This window comes from Streptomyces sp. NPDC057616, assembly GCF_042800575.1.
In the GTDB taxonomy this organism is placed as follows: Bacteria; Actinomycetota; Actinomycetes; order Streptomycetales; family Streptomycetaceae; genus Streptomyces.
On the sequence record NZ_JBHVGU010000050.1, the window covers coordinates 1 to 14,064 of the forward strand.

A 14,064-nucleotide genomic window follows, 5' to 3' on the forward strand; every position below is an offset into this window, starting at 1 on the left:
GAGCTGACCAGGGATGCCGTGGAGTACCACGGCACGACCGGCATCGAGACCGCCGGGAGGACCGCATGAGCACCCTCACCGCGACCACCGAGGAGCCGACGACCGCCCCCGCCCGGCCCGCCTACCGCGTGACCGGACGGCGTGTGCTGGCCTCGGAGTGGGCCAAGCTGTGGTCCCTGCGCTCGACCTGGATCACCCTGGGCCTGGGCCTGCTGTTCCTGGTCGCCTTCGGGCTGATCGCCTCCAGCCGCTACAAGTCGGGCATCGGCTCCGCCCACATGGACCGGGACTTCGCCCGTTCCACGGCCGTGAGCCTGTCCCTCTTCGGCACGAACTTCGCCCAGCTGGCCCTGGGCGTCCTCGGCGTGCTGATCATGGCGGGGGAGTACTCGACCGGCATGATCCGCTCGACGCTCGCGGCGGTGCCCCGCCGGCTGCCCGTGCTGTGGTCCAAGGCGGCCGTGTACGGGCTGGTCGCCCTGGTGGTGGGAGCCCTGGGGGCCTTCGTCGCCTTCTTCTTCGGGCACGGCATCGTCTCGGGCACCCCGGCCGCGATGGACTTCTCGCACGCCGGTGTCCTGCGCAGTCTGCTGGGCGCCGGGCTGTATCTCGGCCTGGTCGGCGTCATCGGCATCGCGCTGGGCGCCCTGCTGCGGTCGGTGGCCGGCGGGATCTCGGTGCTGGTGGCCACCCTCATGCTGATCCCCGGACTGGTCTCGCTGCTGCCGAGCTCCTGGCAGGACGACATCAGCCCCTACCTGCCCTCCAACGCCGGGGAGTCGATGTTCGCCCTGACCCACGACTCGACGACCCTGGCGCCGGGCGCCGGAATGCTGGTCTTCCTGTGCTGGACGGCACTGGCGCTGGGCGGCGCCGCGTACCGGATGGCCCGCAGCGACGTCTGACACCGGCACCGTGATCACTCCCGTGCTGTCGACGCTCCGCACCATGAACAGTCCACACCCCGTACCACCCCGCACCATGAACAGGTGACATCCGTGACCACCGAAGACCTCAGCGGGATGGGACCGCTGGTCGCCCGGCTCGCCCGGGGCGGCCGGCGGTTGCGGCAGGCGGACCGGAACCGCCCGTGGGTGCTGGACAGCGCGGTCGTGGCCGTGGTCTTCCTGATGTTCTGCCTGCCCGACCTGCTGCACGACGGGGCCGGCGACGGCGACGCCCCGCGCCACTTCCGGCTCGCCTTCACCCAGCTGCCCGTCGCGGGCATGCTCGTCCTCCAGGCGGGACTCGTCCTGCCCCTGCTGTGGCGGCGGCGCAGGCCCGTGGCGGCCTTCGCGGCCGTCGCGGCGGTGTTCGTCCTGCAGTGGTGCCTCGGCGCGGCGCTGCGCGCGGACGTCGCGCTCTTCGTCGCCCTGTACAGCCTGGCCCTGCACGGGCGGCTGCGGCAGCTGCCGTGGGCCTGCGCCACCACCGCGGGCGCCATGGTGCTGGTCGCCGTACGGGTGTCCCCGTCGGTGTCCGTCTGGGACGCGCTGTTCTTCCTGCTGAGCACCACGACCGCGGCCGTCGCCCTCGGCCTGATGGTGCGCGTCCGCCGGGCGCAGCTCGCCGGACTGCGCGAGCGGGCCGCCCGGCTGGAGGTCGAGCGCGACCAGCGCAGCCGGCTGGCCACGGCCACCGAACGGACACGGGTCGCCCGCGAGATGCACGACATCGTCGGCCACAACCTCTCGGTCATCATCACGCTCGCCGACGCGGGTTCCTACGCAACCGACACCGCGCCGGAACGCGGCAAGGAAGCCCTCCAGCTCATCGGCGACACCGGCCGGCAGGCGCTGGGCGAACTGCGGCGCGTGCTCGGCGTGCTGCGCGAGCCGGCGGACGCCGCGGGCGGGCCCGAACTCAGCCCGCAGCCCGGCCTCGGGGACATCGACGCCCTGTGCGCCACCGTGCGCGCGGCCGGACGCGACGTCGTCTACCGCACCTCCGGCGACGTGGACGCCCTCGACAGCGGGGTGCAGCTGACGGCGTACCGCATCGTCCAGGAGGCCCTCACCAACACCCTCAAGCACGCCGGCGCCGACGCCCGGGTGCACCTGGCGATCGTCGAGACGGACGCCCGGCTGACCATCCGCGTCCAGGACACCGGCCCGGACCGGCCCCCCGGGCCGCACGAGGAAGGACACGGCCTGGTGGGCATGCGGGAGAGGGCGGCGCTCTACGGCGGGACCGTCAGCGCGGGACCGGCCGGCGGCGGAGGATGGAGCGTCGAGGCCGTTCTCGACCTGAGCCCGCAAGGCGGTGTCCGGTGACCACCGTGCTCGTCGTCGACGACCAGCCGCTGCAGCGCTACGGCTTCCGCCTGCTGCTGGAGTCCGTGCCCGAGACCGATGTCGTGGGCGAGGCCGCGCACGGCGCCGAGGCCGTCCGCAAGGCCGCCGAACTGCGCCCGGACGTCGTCCTGATGGACGTCCGCATGCCGGGAATGGACGGCATCGAGGCCACCCGCCGCATCGTCGCCGCGGGCGAGCGCTCACGCGTCCTCGTGCTGACCACCTTCGACCTCGACGAGTACGTCCACGCCGCCCTCCGCGCGGGCGCGAGCGGCTTCCTGCTCAAGGACGCGCGTCCCGAGGAACTCCTCGCCGGCATCCGGGCCGTGGCCGGCGGGGACGCGGTCATCGCGCCCGCCCTCACCCGCCGCCTCCTGGACGAGTTCGCGCGCTACGTCCCCGCCCACCGCGCGGACTCCGGCCAGGACCCGGGGCTCGCCTCCCTCACCGAACGCGAGCGCGAGATCCTCGTCGCCATCGGCCAGGGCTGGACCAACGGCGAGATCGCCGCCCGCTTCGTCCTGTCCGAGTCCACCGTCAAGACCCACGTCGGCCGCGTCCTCGCGAAGATCGGCGCCCGCGACCGTATCCAGGCGGTGATCTTCGCCTACGACCACGGACTCGCCCGCCCGTGCACCTGAACCGCTAGGGCCCGGCCTGGATCCGCGCGTTGGTGATCGTCATCGGCGTTCCGGTGACCGCGATGAGGTACATGCGCCGAAGCCCGTGGGGCAGGGCGTGGTGGCCGCCGGCCGGGCGTACGACGTAGACCGCGCTGCTGTGCGGGGCGAGCGTGGCGGGTCCGCTGGTGATCGTCCACCAGTTGGAGGCGCCCTGTCCGACGCGGCTGGCGAAGTGCGGGGTGAGGGCGGTGCCGGTGGTGTTGACCGCGCGCACCGTCACGGCGGTCACGGTCGAGTGCGTGCGGCCGGTGATCCGCGGGGTGAGCGTCATGCGCAGCGGCGGCGGGCTGGCGGCCGCGACCGTGGCGCACAGCAGGGCGGGGACGACGAGGGCCGCGGCGACGGCGGCCTTGGTGTGCCGGCCGGTGACGCGGGGGAGCCGGGGCTGCCAGGCGCGGGCCAGCGAGGAGGCCGGGACCGTCGCCGCGGCGGCCAGCCACAGCGGGGTCATCATCAGGAAGTAGCCGTCCTGGGAACGGGTGGCCAGGTAGAAGGACAGCCAGGGCAGCACGGTGATGGCCGTGCCCAGTCGCCGGGCGAACAGAACGGTCGCGGCGAGCAGCCCGGCCAGCAGCAGCATGCTGGCGTACGAGTAGTAGTCCAGGCGGCTGCTGCCGGCGGTGAAGTAGTAGGAGATGCCCATCAGGCCCTGCCCGTGCAGGATCGCCTTCTGGGTGATCGGCAGCAGCAGCCCGTGCAGCCAGGCGGAGAAGTCCTGGGCGGCGAAGTAGGCGTTGACACCCGCCCAGGTCAGGGCGGCGACGCCGGCGAACCGTGCCACCACGGCCGACGCGGGCCGGGCCCCGAGCTCGGAGCGCCGCACCGCGTAGAGGCCGATCAGCAGGAACGGGGCGAAGAACCAGGCCAGTTGCTGGGAAGCGCAGGCGGCGCCCAGGCACACGGCCCGCAGCACCCCGCCGCGTTCCAGCCGTCCGCCCGCGCCCGTGGCCGGCCAGCGGACCACCACCGGGACGAGGAGCGCCAGCGCGAGGATGGCCGGGTATCCGGAGCGGGCGTAGCCCGGCAGGATGCCGAAGCCCAGGCAGACGGCGGTGGCCGCCGACCGCCAGGGGGCCGGAAGGAGCAGCCACAGGGTGACCGCGCCGGCGATCAGCGTGCCGGTGGTGACGAGGGTGGCCGCCGCGGGCGAGTGCAGCACGGCGTGGACCGGTGCGGCGACCAGGGCGGTCAGCGGCGGGTAGCCGTAGGTGAAGTCCGCGCCGCCCGACATCGTCTTGGTCACGGCGGACTTCGAGGTGCCGAACAGCCAGGGCCAGGGCTGTCCGTAGATCGGCCGGCCGTGCCAGATCTCGTTCGCGGCCTGTGCGGTCAGCACGCCCTCGTCGGTGCCGCCGTGGGTCAGCCAGTACCCGCAGAGCACCAGGGCGATCGCGAGGACCAGGACACAGGCGTCCACCCGGACCAGCGCCCGCCGGCTCCGCACGGCCAGGGCGAGCACCCCGCACACGAGGATCCCGGCATAGCAGACGGAGATGACCGCGCCGACGGGCGGGCGGTCGAGGATCGCCTGCGTCCAGGCGGCGCGGGTGCCGATGAACAGGCTGATGGTGGCGATCAGGGTCATGCCCCGGTGCCACTGCGGGGGCGGGTCGTCGGCGGCGGTCCGCGGAGGGGCGGCGGCGGATGAGGGCGCGTCGCGCCGCCGTACGTCGGTCTCGACGGTATGGGTGCTCATGTCCGCCCTCTCCACAAATGACTACTACATCATGTAGAGGTAAATGGGGCGCGCCAGGTTCACCCGGTGGAGGTGAGAGCGCCACAAGAAAGCGGTCAGGAGTTCATCCGATCCTCCCGTCCGGCAGTCGTACAGGTCACCTGCGCAGGCAAACTGGACAGTTTCGGCTGACGGTTTTATGGTGGGGATCATGAGTGCACACGCCGAGCCGTCGCCGTCCGCCGTCCGCGCCTCGCAGGACGTGCGCTCCGTCGTCGGGCGCCTGCGCCGCCGTATCCGCGCGGCCGGGGACACCGGGGACATCAGCCTCACCCAGGCGTCGGTGCTGGCCCGCCTCACGGACACCGAGGGGCTCACGGTCAGTGACCTCGCGGCCATCGAGGGCATGCGCCACCAGTCGATGGCGAGCACGGTCGCCGCGCTGGACGGCCTGGGCCTGGTCGAGCGCCACCGGGACCCCGGCGACGGCAGACGCATGCTCATCGCCCTCACCGCCGAGGGCCGCCGAAGGGCCGAGGAAGGCCGGGCCGCCCGCGGTGAATGGCTCGCCGACCAGCTGCAGCGCAAGTGCACCGAGGAGGAGCGGCAGAGCGTGATCGCGGCCATGGCCGTACTGGAGCGGCTGATCCATGACTGACCCGGCCACCGCGACCCGCGGCGACACCGGGAAGGCGGGCTTCGACCGCCGGCTCATACCCCCGATGATGCTGGGCTCGGTCCTCAACCCGATCAACTCGACCGTCGTCGCGGTCGCCCTCGTGCCCATCGGCGCCGCGTTCGGGGCGCCGCCCTCGCAGACCGCCTGGCTGGTCTCCGCCCTCTACCTGGCCACCGCCCTCGGGCAGCCGGTCGTCGGCCGGCTGATCGACATCTTCGGGCCGCGCCGCCTCTTCCTCCTCAGCACCAGCCTCGTCGGCGTCGCCGGAGTCGTCGGCACCCTCGCCCCCGGCCTCGGCGTCCTGATCGCGGCCCGCGTCCTGCTCGGCTTCGGCACCTGCGCCGGGTATCCCGCCGCCATGGCCCTGCTGCGCAGCGAGGCCGCACGCACCGGGCGGGACAGCCCCGCCGGCGTGCTGACCGGGCTGGCGGTCGCCAACCAGACCATCGCCGTCGTCGGCCCGCTGCTCGGCGGCCTGCTGATCGGCCTCGGCGGCTGGCGCTCTACCTTCGCCCTCAACATCCCCCTCGCCGCCGTCGCGGTCACCCTCGGCGCCCTGCGCCTGCCCAAGCAGCCGGGCACCGGCCCGGCCGTACGGGGCCGCCCGGCCGCGCAGATCGACCTGCCGGGCATGGCCCTGTTCGCGGCCATGCTGTTCTCGCTCCTGCTGTTCCTGATGAACCTGCACGCCGGCGCCTGGTACCTCCCGCTGATCACCGTCGCCGCCGGAACGGCCTTCGCCGTACGGGAGTTGCGCGCCACGACACCCTTCATCGACCTGCGCGTCCTCGGCGGCAACCCACCCCTGCTGGCCACCTACGCACGCGCCCTCGTGGCCTACGTCGTCTCCTACGCCTTCCTCTACGGCTTCACCCAGTGGACCGAGGAGAGCTACGGGCTCACGCCCTTCCACGCCGGGCTCGTCCAGATACCGATGTTCCTGGTGGGCATCGGCGTCTCCGTCATCGTCGGCCGGAGCAACGGAGTCCTCGGCAAGCTCCTGCTCGGCGGCGCCGGCCAGATCGCCGCCTGCGTTCTGATGCTCACCCTCACCGAGGGCAGCGCCGTGTGGACGCTGCTCCTGCTGGCCGTGATCTTCGGCGTGCCGCAGGGCGCCAACGGCCTGGCGCTGCAGAACTCCGTGTACTTCCAGTCCGACCCCGAGCGCACCGCCTCCTCGGCGGGTCTGCTGAGGACCTTCGCCTACCTGGGCTCGATGGTCGCCTCCTCCGCCACCGCCGCCTCCTTCGGGCAGCGTGCCAGCACCTCCGGCATGCACCACCTCGCCTGGATCATGCTCGGCGCGGGCGTCCTCCACCTTCTCGTCACCGTCCTCGACCGCAGCCTGCGACGCCTGCCGGCCGACGCGGCCGAACGCCCGCGGAAGGCCTAGCCGTTCCGCACGGACACGACCTCCGCGTGCTCCGCCCTACCCAGCCATCCGCAGTGAAAGGCCCGACCATGCCCCGCACCGCCCTGCTCGCCATGGACCTCCAGCTCAGCAACCTCGGTCATGTCTCCGACGACTACCTGCCGGCCGCCGTCCGGGCGCTGGAGACGGCCCGCGCCGCCGGCGTCCCCGTCATCCACGTCGCCCTGCGGCTGCGCCCCGGCCACGTCGACGCCCATCCGCGCAACAAGATCTTCGGCGCCCTGCCCACCCACCTGTTCACCGCCGACGACCCCGCGGCCGCCATCCACCCCGACGTCGCCCCGCGCGGCGACGAGATCGTCGTCCACAAGAACCGCGTCAGCGCCTTCGCCGGCAACAACCTCCGGCAGATCCTCGCCGCCCAGGACATCGACCACCTCGTGCTGGCCGGCATCGCCACCGGCGGCATCGTCCTGTCCACCGCCCTCCAGGCGGCCGACCTGGACTACCGCGTCACCGTCCTGTCCGACGCGTGCGCCGACCCCGACCCCGACCTGCACCACACCCTGCTGACCACGGTCCTCGGCCGCCGCGGAGAGGTGGCCACGACGAAGGAGTGGGCCGACGCCCTCGCGGCCGTGCACTGACCCCGCCAGGGTGGCGGTGCACCGACCCCGGCAGGACGGACGCGGGGCGGCGCCGGATGATCGTCTCCGCCCCGCAGCCCTCGTACCCTGTCCTCGTGTCCACCTCCCGCCTGCAACGCGTCGCCGTCCTGGTGCTCGAGGGCGCCAAGCCGCTCGACGTCGGAATCCCCGCGCAGGTGTTCACGACCCGCCGGAGCATGCCGTACGAGGTGCGGGTGTGCGGGGCGGCGCCCGGCCTGGTGACCGGCGGTGACGGGCTGGCGTACCACGTCGCCGACGGCCTCGACGCCCTCGCCTGGGCGGACATCGTGTTCGTGCCCGGCTACCGCTTCCCGGACCGCGAGGACCCGCCGCAGGCCGTCGTCGACGCGCTGATCGCCGCCCACGACCGGGGCGCGCGGCTCGCCGCCATCTCCACGGGAGCCTTCGCGCTCGCCGCGACCGGCCTGCTCGACGGCAAGCGCGCCACGACCCACTGGCACTACACCCGCGCCCTCGCCCGCAAGCACCCGCGGGTGAAGGTCGACGAGAACGTCCTCTTCGTCGACGAGGGAAGCGTCCTGACATCGGCGGGCGCCGCGTCGGGCATCGACCTGTGCCTGCACATCCTGCGCGCCGACCTCGGGGTGGCCGCCTCCAACCACGCGGCCCGGCGCCTGGTCGCGGCCCCCTACCGCAGCGGCGGCCAGGCGCAGTACGTCCCCCGCAGCGTGCCCGAGCCGCTCGGGGAACGGTTCGCCGCCACCCGCGAATGGGCCCTGCACCGGCTCGACGAACCCCTCAGCCTGGAAACCCTCGCCCAGCACGCGGCCGTCTCACCACGCACCTTCTCGCGGCGCTTCGTCGAGGACACCGGATACACGCCGATGCAGTGGGTCATGCGGGCGCGCATCGACCGGGCCCGCGAGCTGCTGGAGCGCTCCGGTCGCAGCGTCGAGCAGATCGCCAACGACGTCGGGCTCGGCACCGGCGCCAACCTGCGCATGCACTTCCAGCGCATCCTCGGCACCACGCCCAGCGACTACCGGCGCACCTTCACCAGGGGCGAGTAGGCCCCCGGCGGCGGCTTGGCGCGATCCTTGCGAACCATGGCGCTCACGCCAAGGCCACGACCGGACCGGCCACGCGAGGCTGGTGACGTACCGAATGGACAGGGACACCAAGGGACAGTCATGACTCGCATCGCCATCAACGGATTCGGCCGCATCGGACGCAACGTGCTGCGTGCCCTGCTCGAGCGCGACAGCGACCTCGAGGTCGTCGCCGTCAACGACCTCACCGAGCCTGCCACCCTCGCCCGCCTCCTCGCCTACGACTCCACGGCCGGCCGCCTCGGCCGCCCGGTGAGCGTCGACGGCGACACCCTCGTCGTCGACGGCCGCCGCATCAAGGTGCTCGCCGAGCGCGACCCGGCGCAGCTGCCCTGGGCCGAGCTGGGCGTCGACATCGCGCTGGAGTCCACCGGCCGCTTCACCTCGGCCAAGGCCGCCCGCGCCCACCTCGACGCGGGTGCCCGCAAGGTCCTCGTCAGCGCGCCGTCGGACGGCGCCGACGTCACCCTCGCCTACGGCGTGAACACCGACGCCTACGACGCCGAGCTGCACACGGTCGTCTCCAACGCCTCCTGCACGACCAACGCGCTCGCCCCGCTCGCCGCCGTCCTCGACGACCTCGCGGGCATCGAGCACGGGTTCATGACCACCGTGCACGCCTACACCCAGGAGCAGAACCTCCAGGACGGGCCGCACCGCGACGCCCGCCGCGCCCGTGCCGCCGGCGTCAACATCGTGCCGACCACGACCGGCGCCGCCAAGGCGATCGGCCTCGTCCTGCCGGGCCTCGACGGCAAGCTGTCCGGCGACTCGATCCGCGTGCCGGTCCCGGTCGGCTCCATCGTCGAGCTCAACACGACCGTCGCCCGCGACGTGACCCGCGACGAGATCCTGGCGGCCTACCGCACCGCGGCCGAGGGTCCGCTGGCCGGCGTCCTCGAGTACTCGGAGGACCCGCTGGTCTCCTCCGACATCACCGGCAACCCGGCCTCGTCCATCTTCGACTCGGCCCTCACCCGCGTCGACGGCCGCCACGTCAAGGTGGTCGCCTGGTACGACAACGAGTGGGGCTTCTCCAACCGCGTCATCGACACGCTGGAGCTGCTCGCCGCGCGCTGACCGGCGCGCCACCGCCCCCGAACGGCTGCCGGACGCCCCACACCGTGGGGCGCCCGGCAGCCGTCGTGGCGTGCGTCAGGGCTTCCGCGCCACTCCGCAGAACTGCGTCACGTCGACGATCTCGCCGATCTCCGGCTGCTCGGCACGCCAGCGCGAGCAGGACACCACACCCGGCTCGAGCAGCTCCAACCCCCGGAAGAAACGCAGCAGTTGCTCGCGGCTGCGGAGCTTCATCGGAGCCGAGCCCTGCTCGTTCCAGCTGGCGACCGCCGCCGTCATCGCCTGGGTGTGCACCTCGGCGGTCGGATGGGCGAGGGCCAGATAGCTGCCGGACGGCAGGGCGGCCACGAGGCGGTCGACGATCTCGTACGACTCCTCGTCGTCGTTCACGAACTGCATGATGCCCAGCAGCATGAGCGCGATCGGCTGGTCGAAGTCCAGTGTGCGGGCGGCGCCTTGGAGGATCGTGCCCGGGTTGTGGACGTCCCCGTCGATGTAGTCCGTGACGCCCTCGGGGCTGCTGGTGAGCAGTGCCTGGGCGTGGACCAGGACCAGCGGATCGTTGTCCACGTAGACGATCCGCGCGTCGGGGGCCAGCCGCTGGGCGACCTCGTGGGTGTTGTCCGCCGTGGGCAGGCCGGTGCCCAGGTCGAGGAACTGGCGGATGCCGGCGTCGCCGACCAGATGGCGCACCGCCCGCCCGAGAAACGCCCGGTCGGCCCGTGCGGCGTCGACGATCTCCGGGAAGTACTCAAGGACTTGGTCGCCCATGGCGCGGTCGGGGCCGTAGTTGTCCTTGCCGCCCAGCCAGTAGTTCCACACCCGTGCCGAATGCGGGGTGTTGAGATCCAGCCGTGCCAGCACCGCCTCACGATCGTCGGCCGACTCCTCAGACATGACACGCTCCTCGCTCGCCACTGGTGGCAAGCGACAACGTAGCGGGCGGTGTCGGTTCAGGCCACCAATTCCCGGATCTTGAGGCAGCCTTGGGCGTCCGTCGGCCGGCCTCGTACCGGACTCAGGGCTGGTACGGCTGCTGCGGCTGCCCGTACGCCTGACCGCTGTGCCCGCCCTGCCCGCTCGCGGCCTGCGCCTGCAACTGCTCCGCCTGCTCCTTCGTCACCTTCTGCTCCAGGCCGCAGAAGGTGCACTGCGTCGCGTACTTCGTCGAGATCGGGAACAGCGGCACGAAGAACAGCGAGAACTTGGTGACGTACCTCTTGAGCGTGTGCGCGGAGGGATTGCCGCAGCTGCCGCAGACCAGCGTCAGTATCGCGAGCTGGTACACGTATCGCTTGGTGCCGAAGATGATCATTCGGTCGCTCTCCCTGTGCCGTGCCGTTTCGCGTGACGGTGCACGCGGTCATGAGCACAGTCTCGTACACCCGGACAGGTCACACTGACTGTATGGACTACGTCGGCAGGGTGCCCGCTGCGCCGCTCGACCGGTTCGTCGACGACATCTACTGCCTGACCGGGGTGCCGCGCCACCGGCGGATGAACGTGCCGCCGATGCCCTCGGCCCACTTGTTCATCCACCTCGGCGGGCCCGTGCGCCTGTGGGATTCCGACGGCTCGGTGCCGCCGGCGGTCTTCACCGACGCATGGTTCATGGGGGTCTGGACCAGGCGTTTCCTCTTCGAGTACCCGGAGCGGGTGCGACTCGTCGGGGTGCACTTCAAGCCCTGGGGGATGTCGCCGTTCGTCGGCATGCCGGCGAACGAGCTGCGCAACCGATGGGTGCCGGTCGACGCCGTCTGGCAGCGGTCCGTGGACCGGATCCGCAACCGGGTCGGCGAAGCCACGTCGCCCGCCGAGACCCTGCGGGTGGTGGAGGAGGAACTGCGATCACACCTCACCGGGGCACCGTCGCGCGGCCTCGACCTGGTCACGCACACGGGCGGGCGGCTCGAGACCTCGTACGGCGGTATCCCGGTCGGTGCGCTCGCCGACGACGCAGGCGTGAGCGGCAACCACCTGGCCAAGCTGTTCAAGGACCACGTCGGCGTCACCCCGAAGCGGGTGGCCCGGATCTACCGGTTCGCCCGGCTGATCGTGTCGGTGGACGCCCTGCGACCGGTCGACTGGTCGGAGCAGGCGCACCGGGCGGGCTACTTCGACCACGCCCATTTCAGCCGGGAGTTCAAGGACTTCACGGGCCTCACGCCGACGGACTACCTGGCCCTGCGGCGCCGATTCCCCACCGATCGGGGGAGCCCGCAGGACAGCGGTCCGATGCCGGCCGATTGATTTCTTACATGCCCGAGCGCCCGCCCGGCGACAAGATGGGAGCGAGGGGACGAGGCGACCGCGAGGAGACCCTGTGGGCACGGTGATCATGCACAGCGTGGCGTCGGTGGACGGCTTCATCGCCGACAAGAACGACGACGTCGGGCCGCTTCACGACTGGTACTTCAACGGCGACGTCCCGATCACCGGGAGCACGGACCAGGACTACGACCACTCGGGCACCGGCAGCCGCATGAAGGTCTCGCGTGCGTCGGCGGACTACGTCCGCTCGATGTGGGCGTCCATCGGCACGATCGTGATGGGCCGCACCCTCTTCGACCTGGTGAACGGCTGGGACGGCAGCCCGCCGGCGGGTGACCACGTGGTCGTGGTCTCCCACCGGCCCAAGCCCGAGGGCTGGCACCCCGAAGCCTCCTACCATTTCGTCGACGGCGTGACGGCCGCGATCGACACGGCGCAGGACCTGGCCGGCGATCGCGTCATCGCCGTGAACGCCGGCCAGGTCGGCGGCCAGATCCTCGCCGCCGGCCTCGTGGACGAGGTCGCCATGGACGTGGCCCCGGCGATCTTCGGCTCGGGCAAGCGCTACTTCGGCGACCTCGACGGCAGGCACCTGCTGGAGGACCCGCACGTGGTCATCCAGGGCGAGGGCGTGCTGCACCTGAGGTTCAGGGTGCGCCACAACAGGCCCTAGGGCGCCGGACTCAGCACCCTCGGCCGTACGCCGAACACGGCGACGCGGCCCGGAGAGCTGCGCTTGCGAGGTTCGGAACGAGCCACGGGGACCGTCGGATGTCCCGCGACATCGACGGCACCGTCTCGCTCGATCCTGAACTCGAAGTCCCGATGAGTCTTGGCACCGGGAGCCGACGGCAGCCGGATGCGGCCGTCGGCGACCATGCGCCGGACCTCGGTACGGCTGGTGCCGAGCCCGATCATGAGGAGCCGTTCGACGCGGACCGGCGCGGGCAGTTCGAAGCGGACCGACACCGTGAGCGGTGCCGAGGCGTCGAGTACATGAGGAATGTCGAGACCTGCCTCGGCCTGGAGCCGCCACGTGCCGGTCCAGTCGAGGCGGTATCCGTTCTTCGCGGCCAACGACGCGCTCATCGCCCATTCCCCCACCGCGGCACGGGCGTTGGACTCGTACGCCACCAGGCGAGCGGGGTCCAGCGACGACACGTGGGTGCGCTCATGGACCGGCACCTTTGAAGTGCGGTCGCACAGCGCACAGTTGAGGAGCAGCCAGACGTCGAGCAGCTTGCCGCTTGCGTTGACGCGGAACTTGCCCGAGGGACGGTGCCGCGTGCCGGTGCAGCTCAGGCAGGGCTTCACGACGGTGGGCAGGGCGGACTGACGCACGGCCCAACGGGCCTTGCGGGCGGTATTCATGAATGTTGTCCGTCTTCTGGACTCAGCAGAAGCGCACGCGGCCAGGCCGGGGCTCCTGGGATCTGAAGGGTGCACACGAAGGCGCGGGCGCCGCCTCGGGCCGGGACGTCAGGCTCCGAGGTCGATCGCGCGACAGGTCGACTGTGAGTACGTGGCAGGGCTTACAGATCCATGAGGGCGATCCTGATCGAGACGCCGCCCCGCACGCAACTCCTTTTCCCCACGCAGACGGACCGCCCACCGGTGAGCCGGGCCCCACTTGGCATAGTTGATCTACCACTCACGAGCGCAACGACATAGAAGCGGACCTGCCCGGTTGGCCCCCTGGGCAGCCCTTCGCAGTGACGCGGGTTCGCCGGCTACGTGGGCGAACGAAGTCGACGACTTCCCCGTGATGTTCGCGGCTCGGTGCGAAACGGCCCGCACCCGGCCCTGGCAGCTCGATCCCTCGCGGCGGCCCTGGCGAACCGTCACCGAACTCGAACTCGCCGACTCCGAGGGGCTCGTACGCATCACGTCCCACGAGGACCCGGCACGAGGCAACCGCTTCGTCGAATGGGGTGGAGGCAGCAAGGTGCCGGGTTCCCAGGCCGTCCTCTGGGAGGTGCCGCGGCAGGACGTGGAGAAGACCGTGGGGCTTCTCAGCCAGCGCTGAGTGTCCACGGGGCCGCAAGCGGTGGGTGCGAGGAGTGGCCGCGGAGCTTGGGGGACAGCAGCTCAGGTGGGATCAGTTCCCGGTCACGGCGGCACAGAGCTCGAGGTCGATCCGCTCGGCGCCGCCGCTTCCCATCCCTAGGTCGCAGAGGTACGGCGGCTCCCGCCGCGCCGGTCGGTGCCGCGGCCGGCGCTCTTGCCCGTACCGCTCGCGCTCCCGCCGGCTGCAGGCCGCCGCCCGGACGCG

Annotated in this window: 15 protein-coding genes; 11 read left to right on the forward strand and 4 right to left on the reverse strand. The window is 72.0% G+C overall.

Annotated elements, in window-relative coordinates; translation table 11 throughout:
* The first annotated feature begins 65 nt into the window (after positions 1–65).
* From ACFU97_RS40360 to ACFU97_RS40370, 3 genes are all read left to right on the forward strand, one after another.
* Complete coding sequence (locus tag ACFU97_RS40360; protein ID WP_384266715.1) at positions 66–905, forward strand: ABC transporter permease; 840 nt, start codon at positions 66–68, stop codon at positions 903–905.
* A 117-nt stretch (positions 906–1,022) separates the two neighbouring features.
* Positions 1,023–2,273, forward strand: coding sequence for a sensor histidine kinase (locus tag ACFU97_RS40365; RefSeq protein ID WP_384266842.1), 1,251 nt, complete (start codon positions 1,023–1,025; stop codon positions 2,271–2,273).
* Positions 2,270–2,935, forward strand: a complete 666-nt coding sequence (locus ACFU97_RS40370) for a response regulator (protein ID WP_384266717.1) — start codon at positions 2,270–2,272, stop codon at positions 2,933–2,935. The genes ACFU97_RS40365 and ACFU97_RS40370 overlap by 4 nt, the downstream gene beginning before the upstream one ends.
* 4 nt (positions 2,936–2,939) lie before the next feature.
* Here ACFU97_RS40370 and ACFU97_RS40375 read toward each other — a convergent pair whose 3' ends face one another.
* Positions 2,940–4,673 (reverse strand): hypothetical protein, encoded by a 1,734-nt coding sequence (locus tag ACFU97_RS40375; RefSeq protein WP_384266718.1) that lies wholly within the window; start codon positions 4,671–4,673, stop codon positions 2,940–2,942.
* A 190-nt stretch (positions 4,674–4,863) separates the two neighbouring features.
* Between ACFU97_RS40375 and ACFU97_RS40380 the strand changes: the two genes are divergently transcribed.
* The 5 genes from ACFU97_RS40380 to gap all read left to right on the forward strand — a co-directional run bounded on the left by ACFU97_RS40380 (position 4,864) and on the right by gap (position 9,521).
* Positions 4,864–5,310, forward strand: coding sequence for a MarR family winged helix-turn-helix transcriptional regulator (locus ACFU97_RS40380; RefSeq protein ID WP_384266720.1), 447 nt, complete (start codon positions 4,864–4,866; stop codon positions 5,308–5,310).
* Positions 5,303–6,724, forward strand: a complete 1,422-nt coding sequence (locus ACFU97_RS40385; RefSeq protein WP_384266723.1) for an MFS transporter — start codon at positions 5,303–5,305, stop codon at positions 6,722–6,724. The genes ACFU97_RS40380 and ACFU97_RS40385 overlap by 8 nt, the downstream gene beginning before the upstream one ends.
* Before the next feature lie 68 nt (positions 6,725–6,792).
* Positions 6,793–7,350: a cysteine hydrolase family protein gene (locus tag ACFU97_RS40390; RefSeq protein ID WP_384266724.1), complete on the forward strand. Its 558-nt coding sequence runs from the start codon at positions 6,793–6,795 to the stop codon at positions 7,348–7,350.
* A gap of 95 nt (positions 7,351–7,445) precedes the next feature.
* Positions 7,446–8,402, forward strand: a complete 957-nt coding sequence (locus ACFU97_RS40395; RefSeq protein ID WP_384266726.1) for a GlxA family transcriptional regulator — start codon at positions 7,446–7,448, stop codon at positions 8,400–8,402.
* 120 nt (positions 8,403–8,522) lie between these two features.
* On the forward strand, positions 8,523–9,521 hold the full coding sequence (gene gap / locus ACFU97_RS40400; RefSeq protein WP_384266728.1) for a type I glyceraldehyde-3-phosphate dehydrogenase: 999 nt from the start codon (positions 8,523–8,525) through the stop codon (positions 9,519–9,521).
* 75 nt (positions 9,522–9,596) lie between these two features.
* On the opposite strand, the gene ACFU97_RS40405 is transcribed toward gap, so the two are convergent.
* Positions 9,597–10,418, reverse strand: coding sequence for an SAM-dependent methyltransferase (locus ACFU97_RS40405; RefSeq protein WP_384266730.1), 822 nt, complete (start codon positions 10,416–10,418; stop codon positions 9,597–9,599).
* A gap of 121 nt (positions 10,419–10,539) precedes the next feature.
* Entirely contained in the window at positions 10,540–10,836 is a 297-nt protein-coding gene (locus tag ACFU97_RS40410) for a zinc-ribbon domain-containing protein (protein WP_384266732.1), read from the reverse strand.
* A gap of 92 nt (positions 10,837–10,928) precedes the next feature.
* Here ACFU97_RS40410 and ACFU97_RS40415 point away from each other — a divergent pair, with 92 nt between their 5' ends.
* Together ACFU97_RS40415 and ACFU97_RS40420 are read left to right on the forward strand one after the other, a co-directional pair.
* A complete protein-coding gene (locus ACFU97_RS40415; RefSeq protein WP_384266735.1) occupies positions 10,929–11,771 on the forward strand; it encodes a helix-turn-helix domain-containing protein in 843 nt (280 codons plus the stop codon).
* Positions 11,772–11,844: 73 nt separating this feature from the next.
* Positions 11,845–12,465, forward strand: a complete 621-nt coding sequence (locus ACFU97_RS40420) for a dihydrofolate reductase family protein (protein WP_384266736.1) — start codon at positions 11,845–11,847, stop codon at positions 12,463–12,465.
* Here ACFU97_RS40420 and ACFU97_RS40425 read toward each other — a convergent pair.
* Entirely contained in the window at positions 12,462–13,163 is a 702-nt protein-coding gene (locus tag ACFU97_RS40425; RefSeq protein ID WP_384266738.1) for a DUF1062 domain-containing protein, read from the reverse strand. The genes ACFU97_RS40420 and ACFU97_RS40425 overlap by 4 nt on opposite strands.
* Before the next feature lie 391 nt (positions 13,164–13,554).
* Here ACFU97_RS40425 and ACFU97_RS40430 point away from each other — a divergent pair, with 391 nt between their 5' ends.
* On the forward strand, positions 13,555–13,818 hold the full coding sequence (locus ACFU97_RS40430; RefSeq protein ID WP_384266741.1) for a hypothetical protein: 264 nt from the start codon (positions 13,555–13,557) through the stop codon (positions 13,816–13,818).
* Positions 13,819–14,064 lie beyond the last annotated feature (246 nt).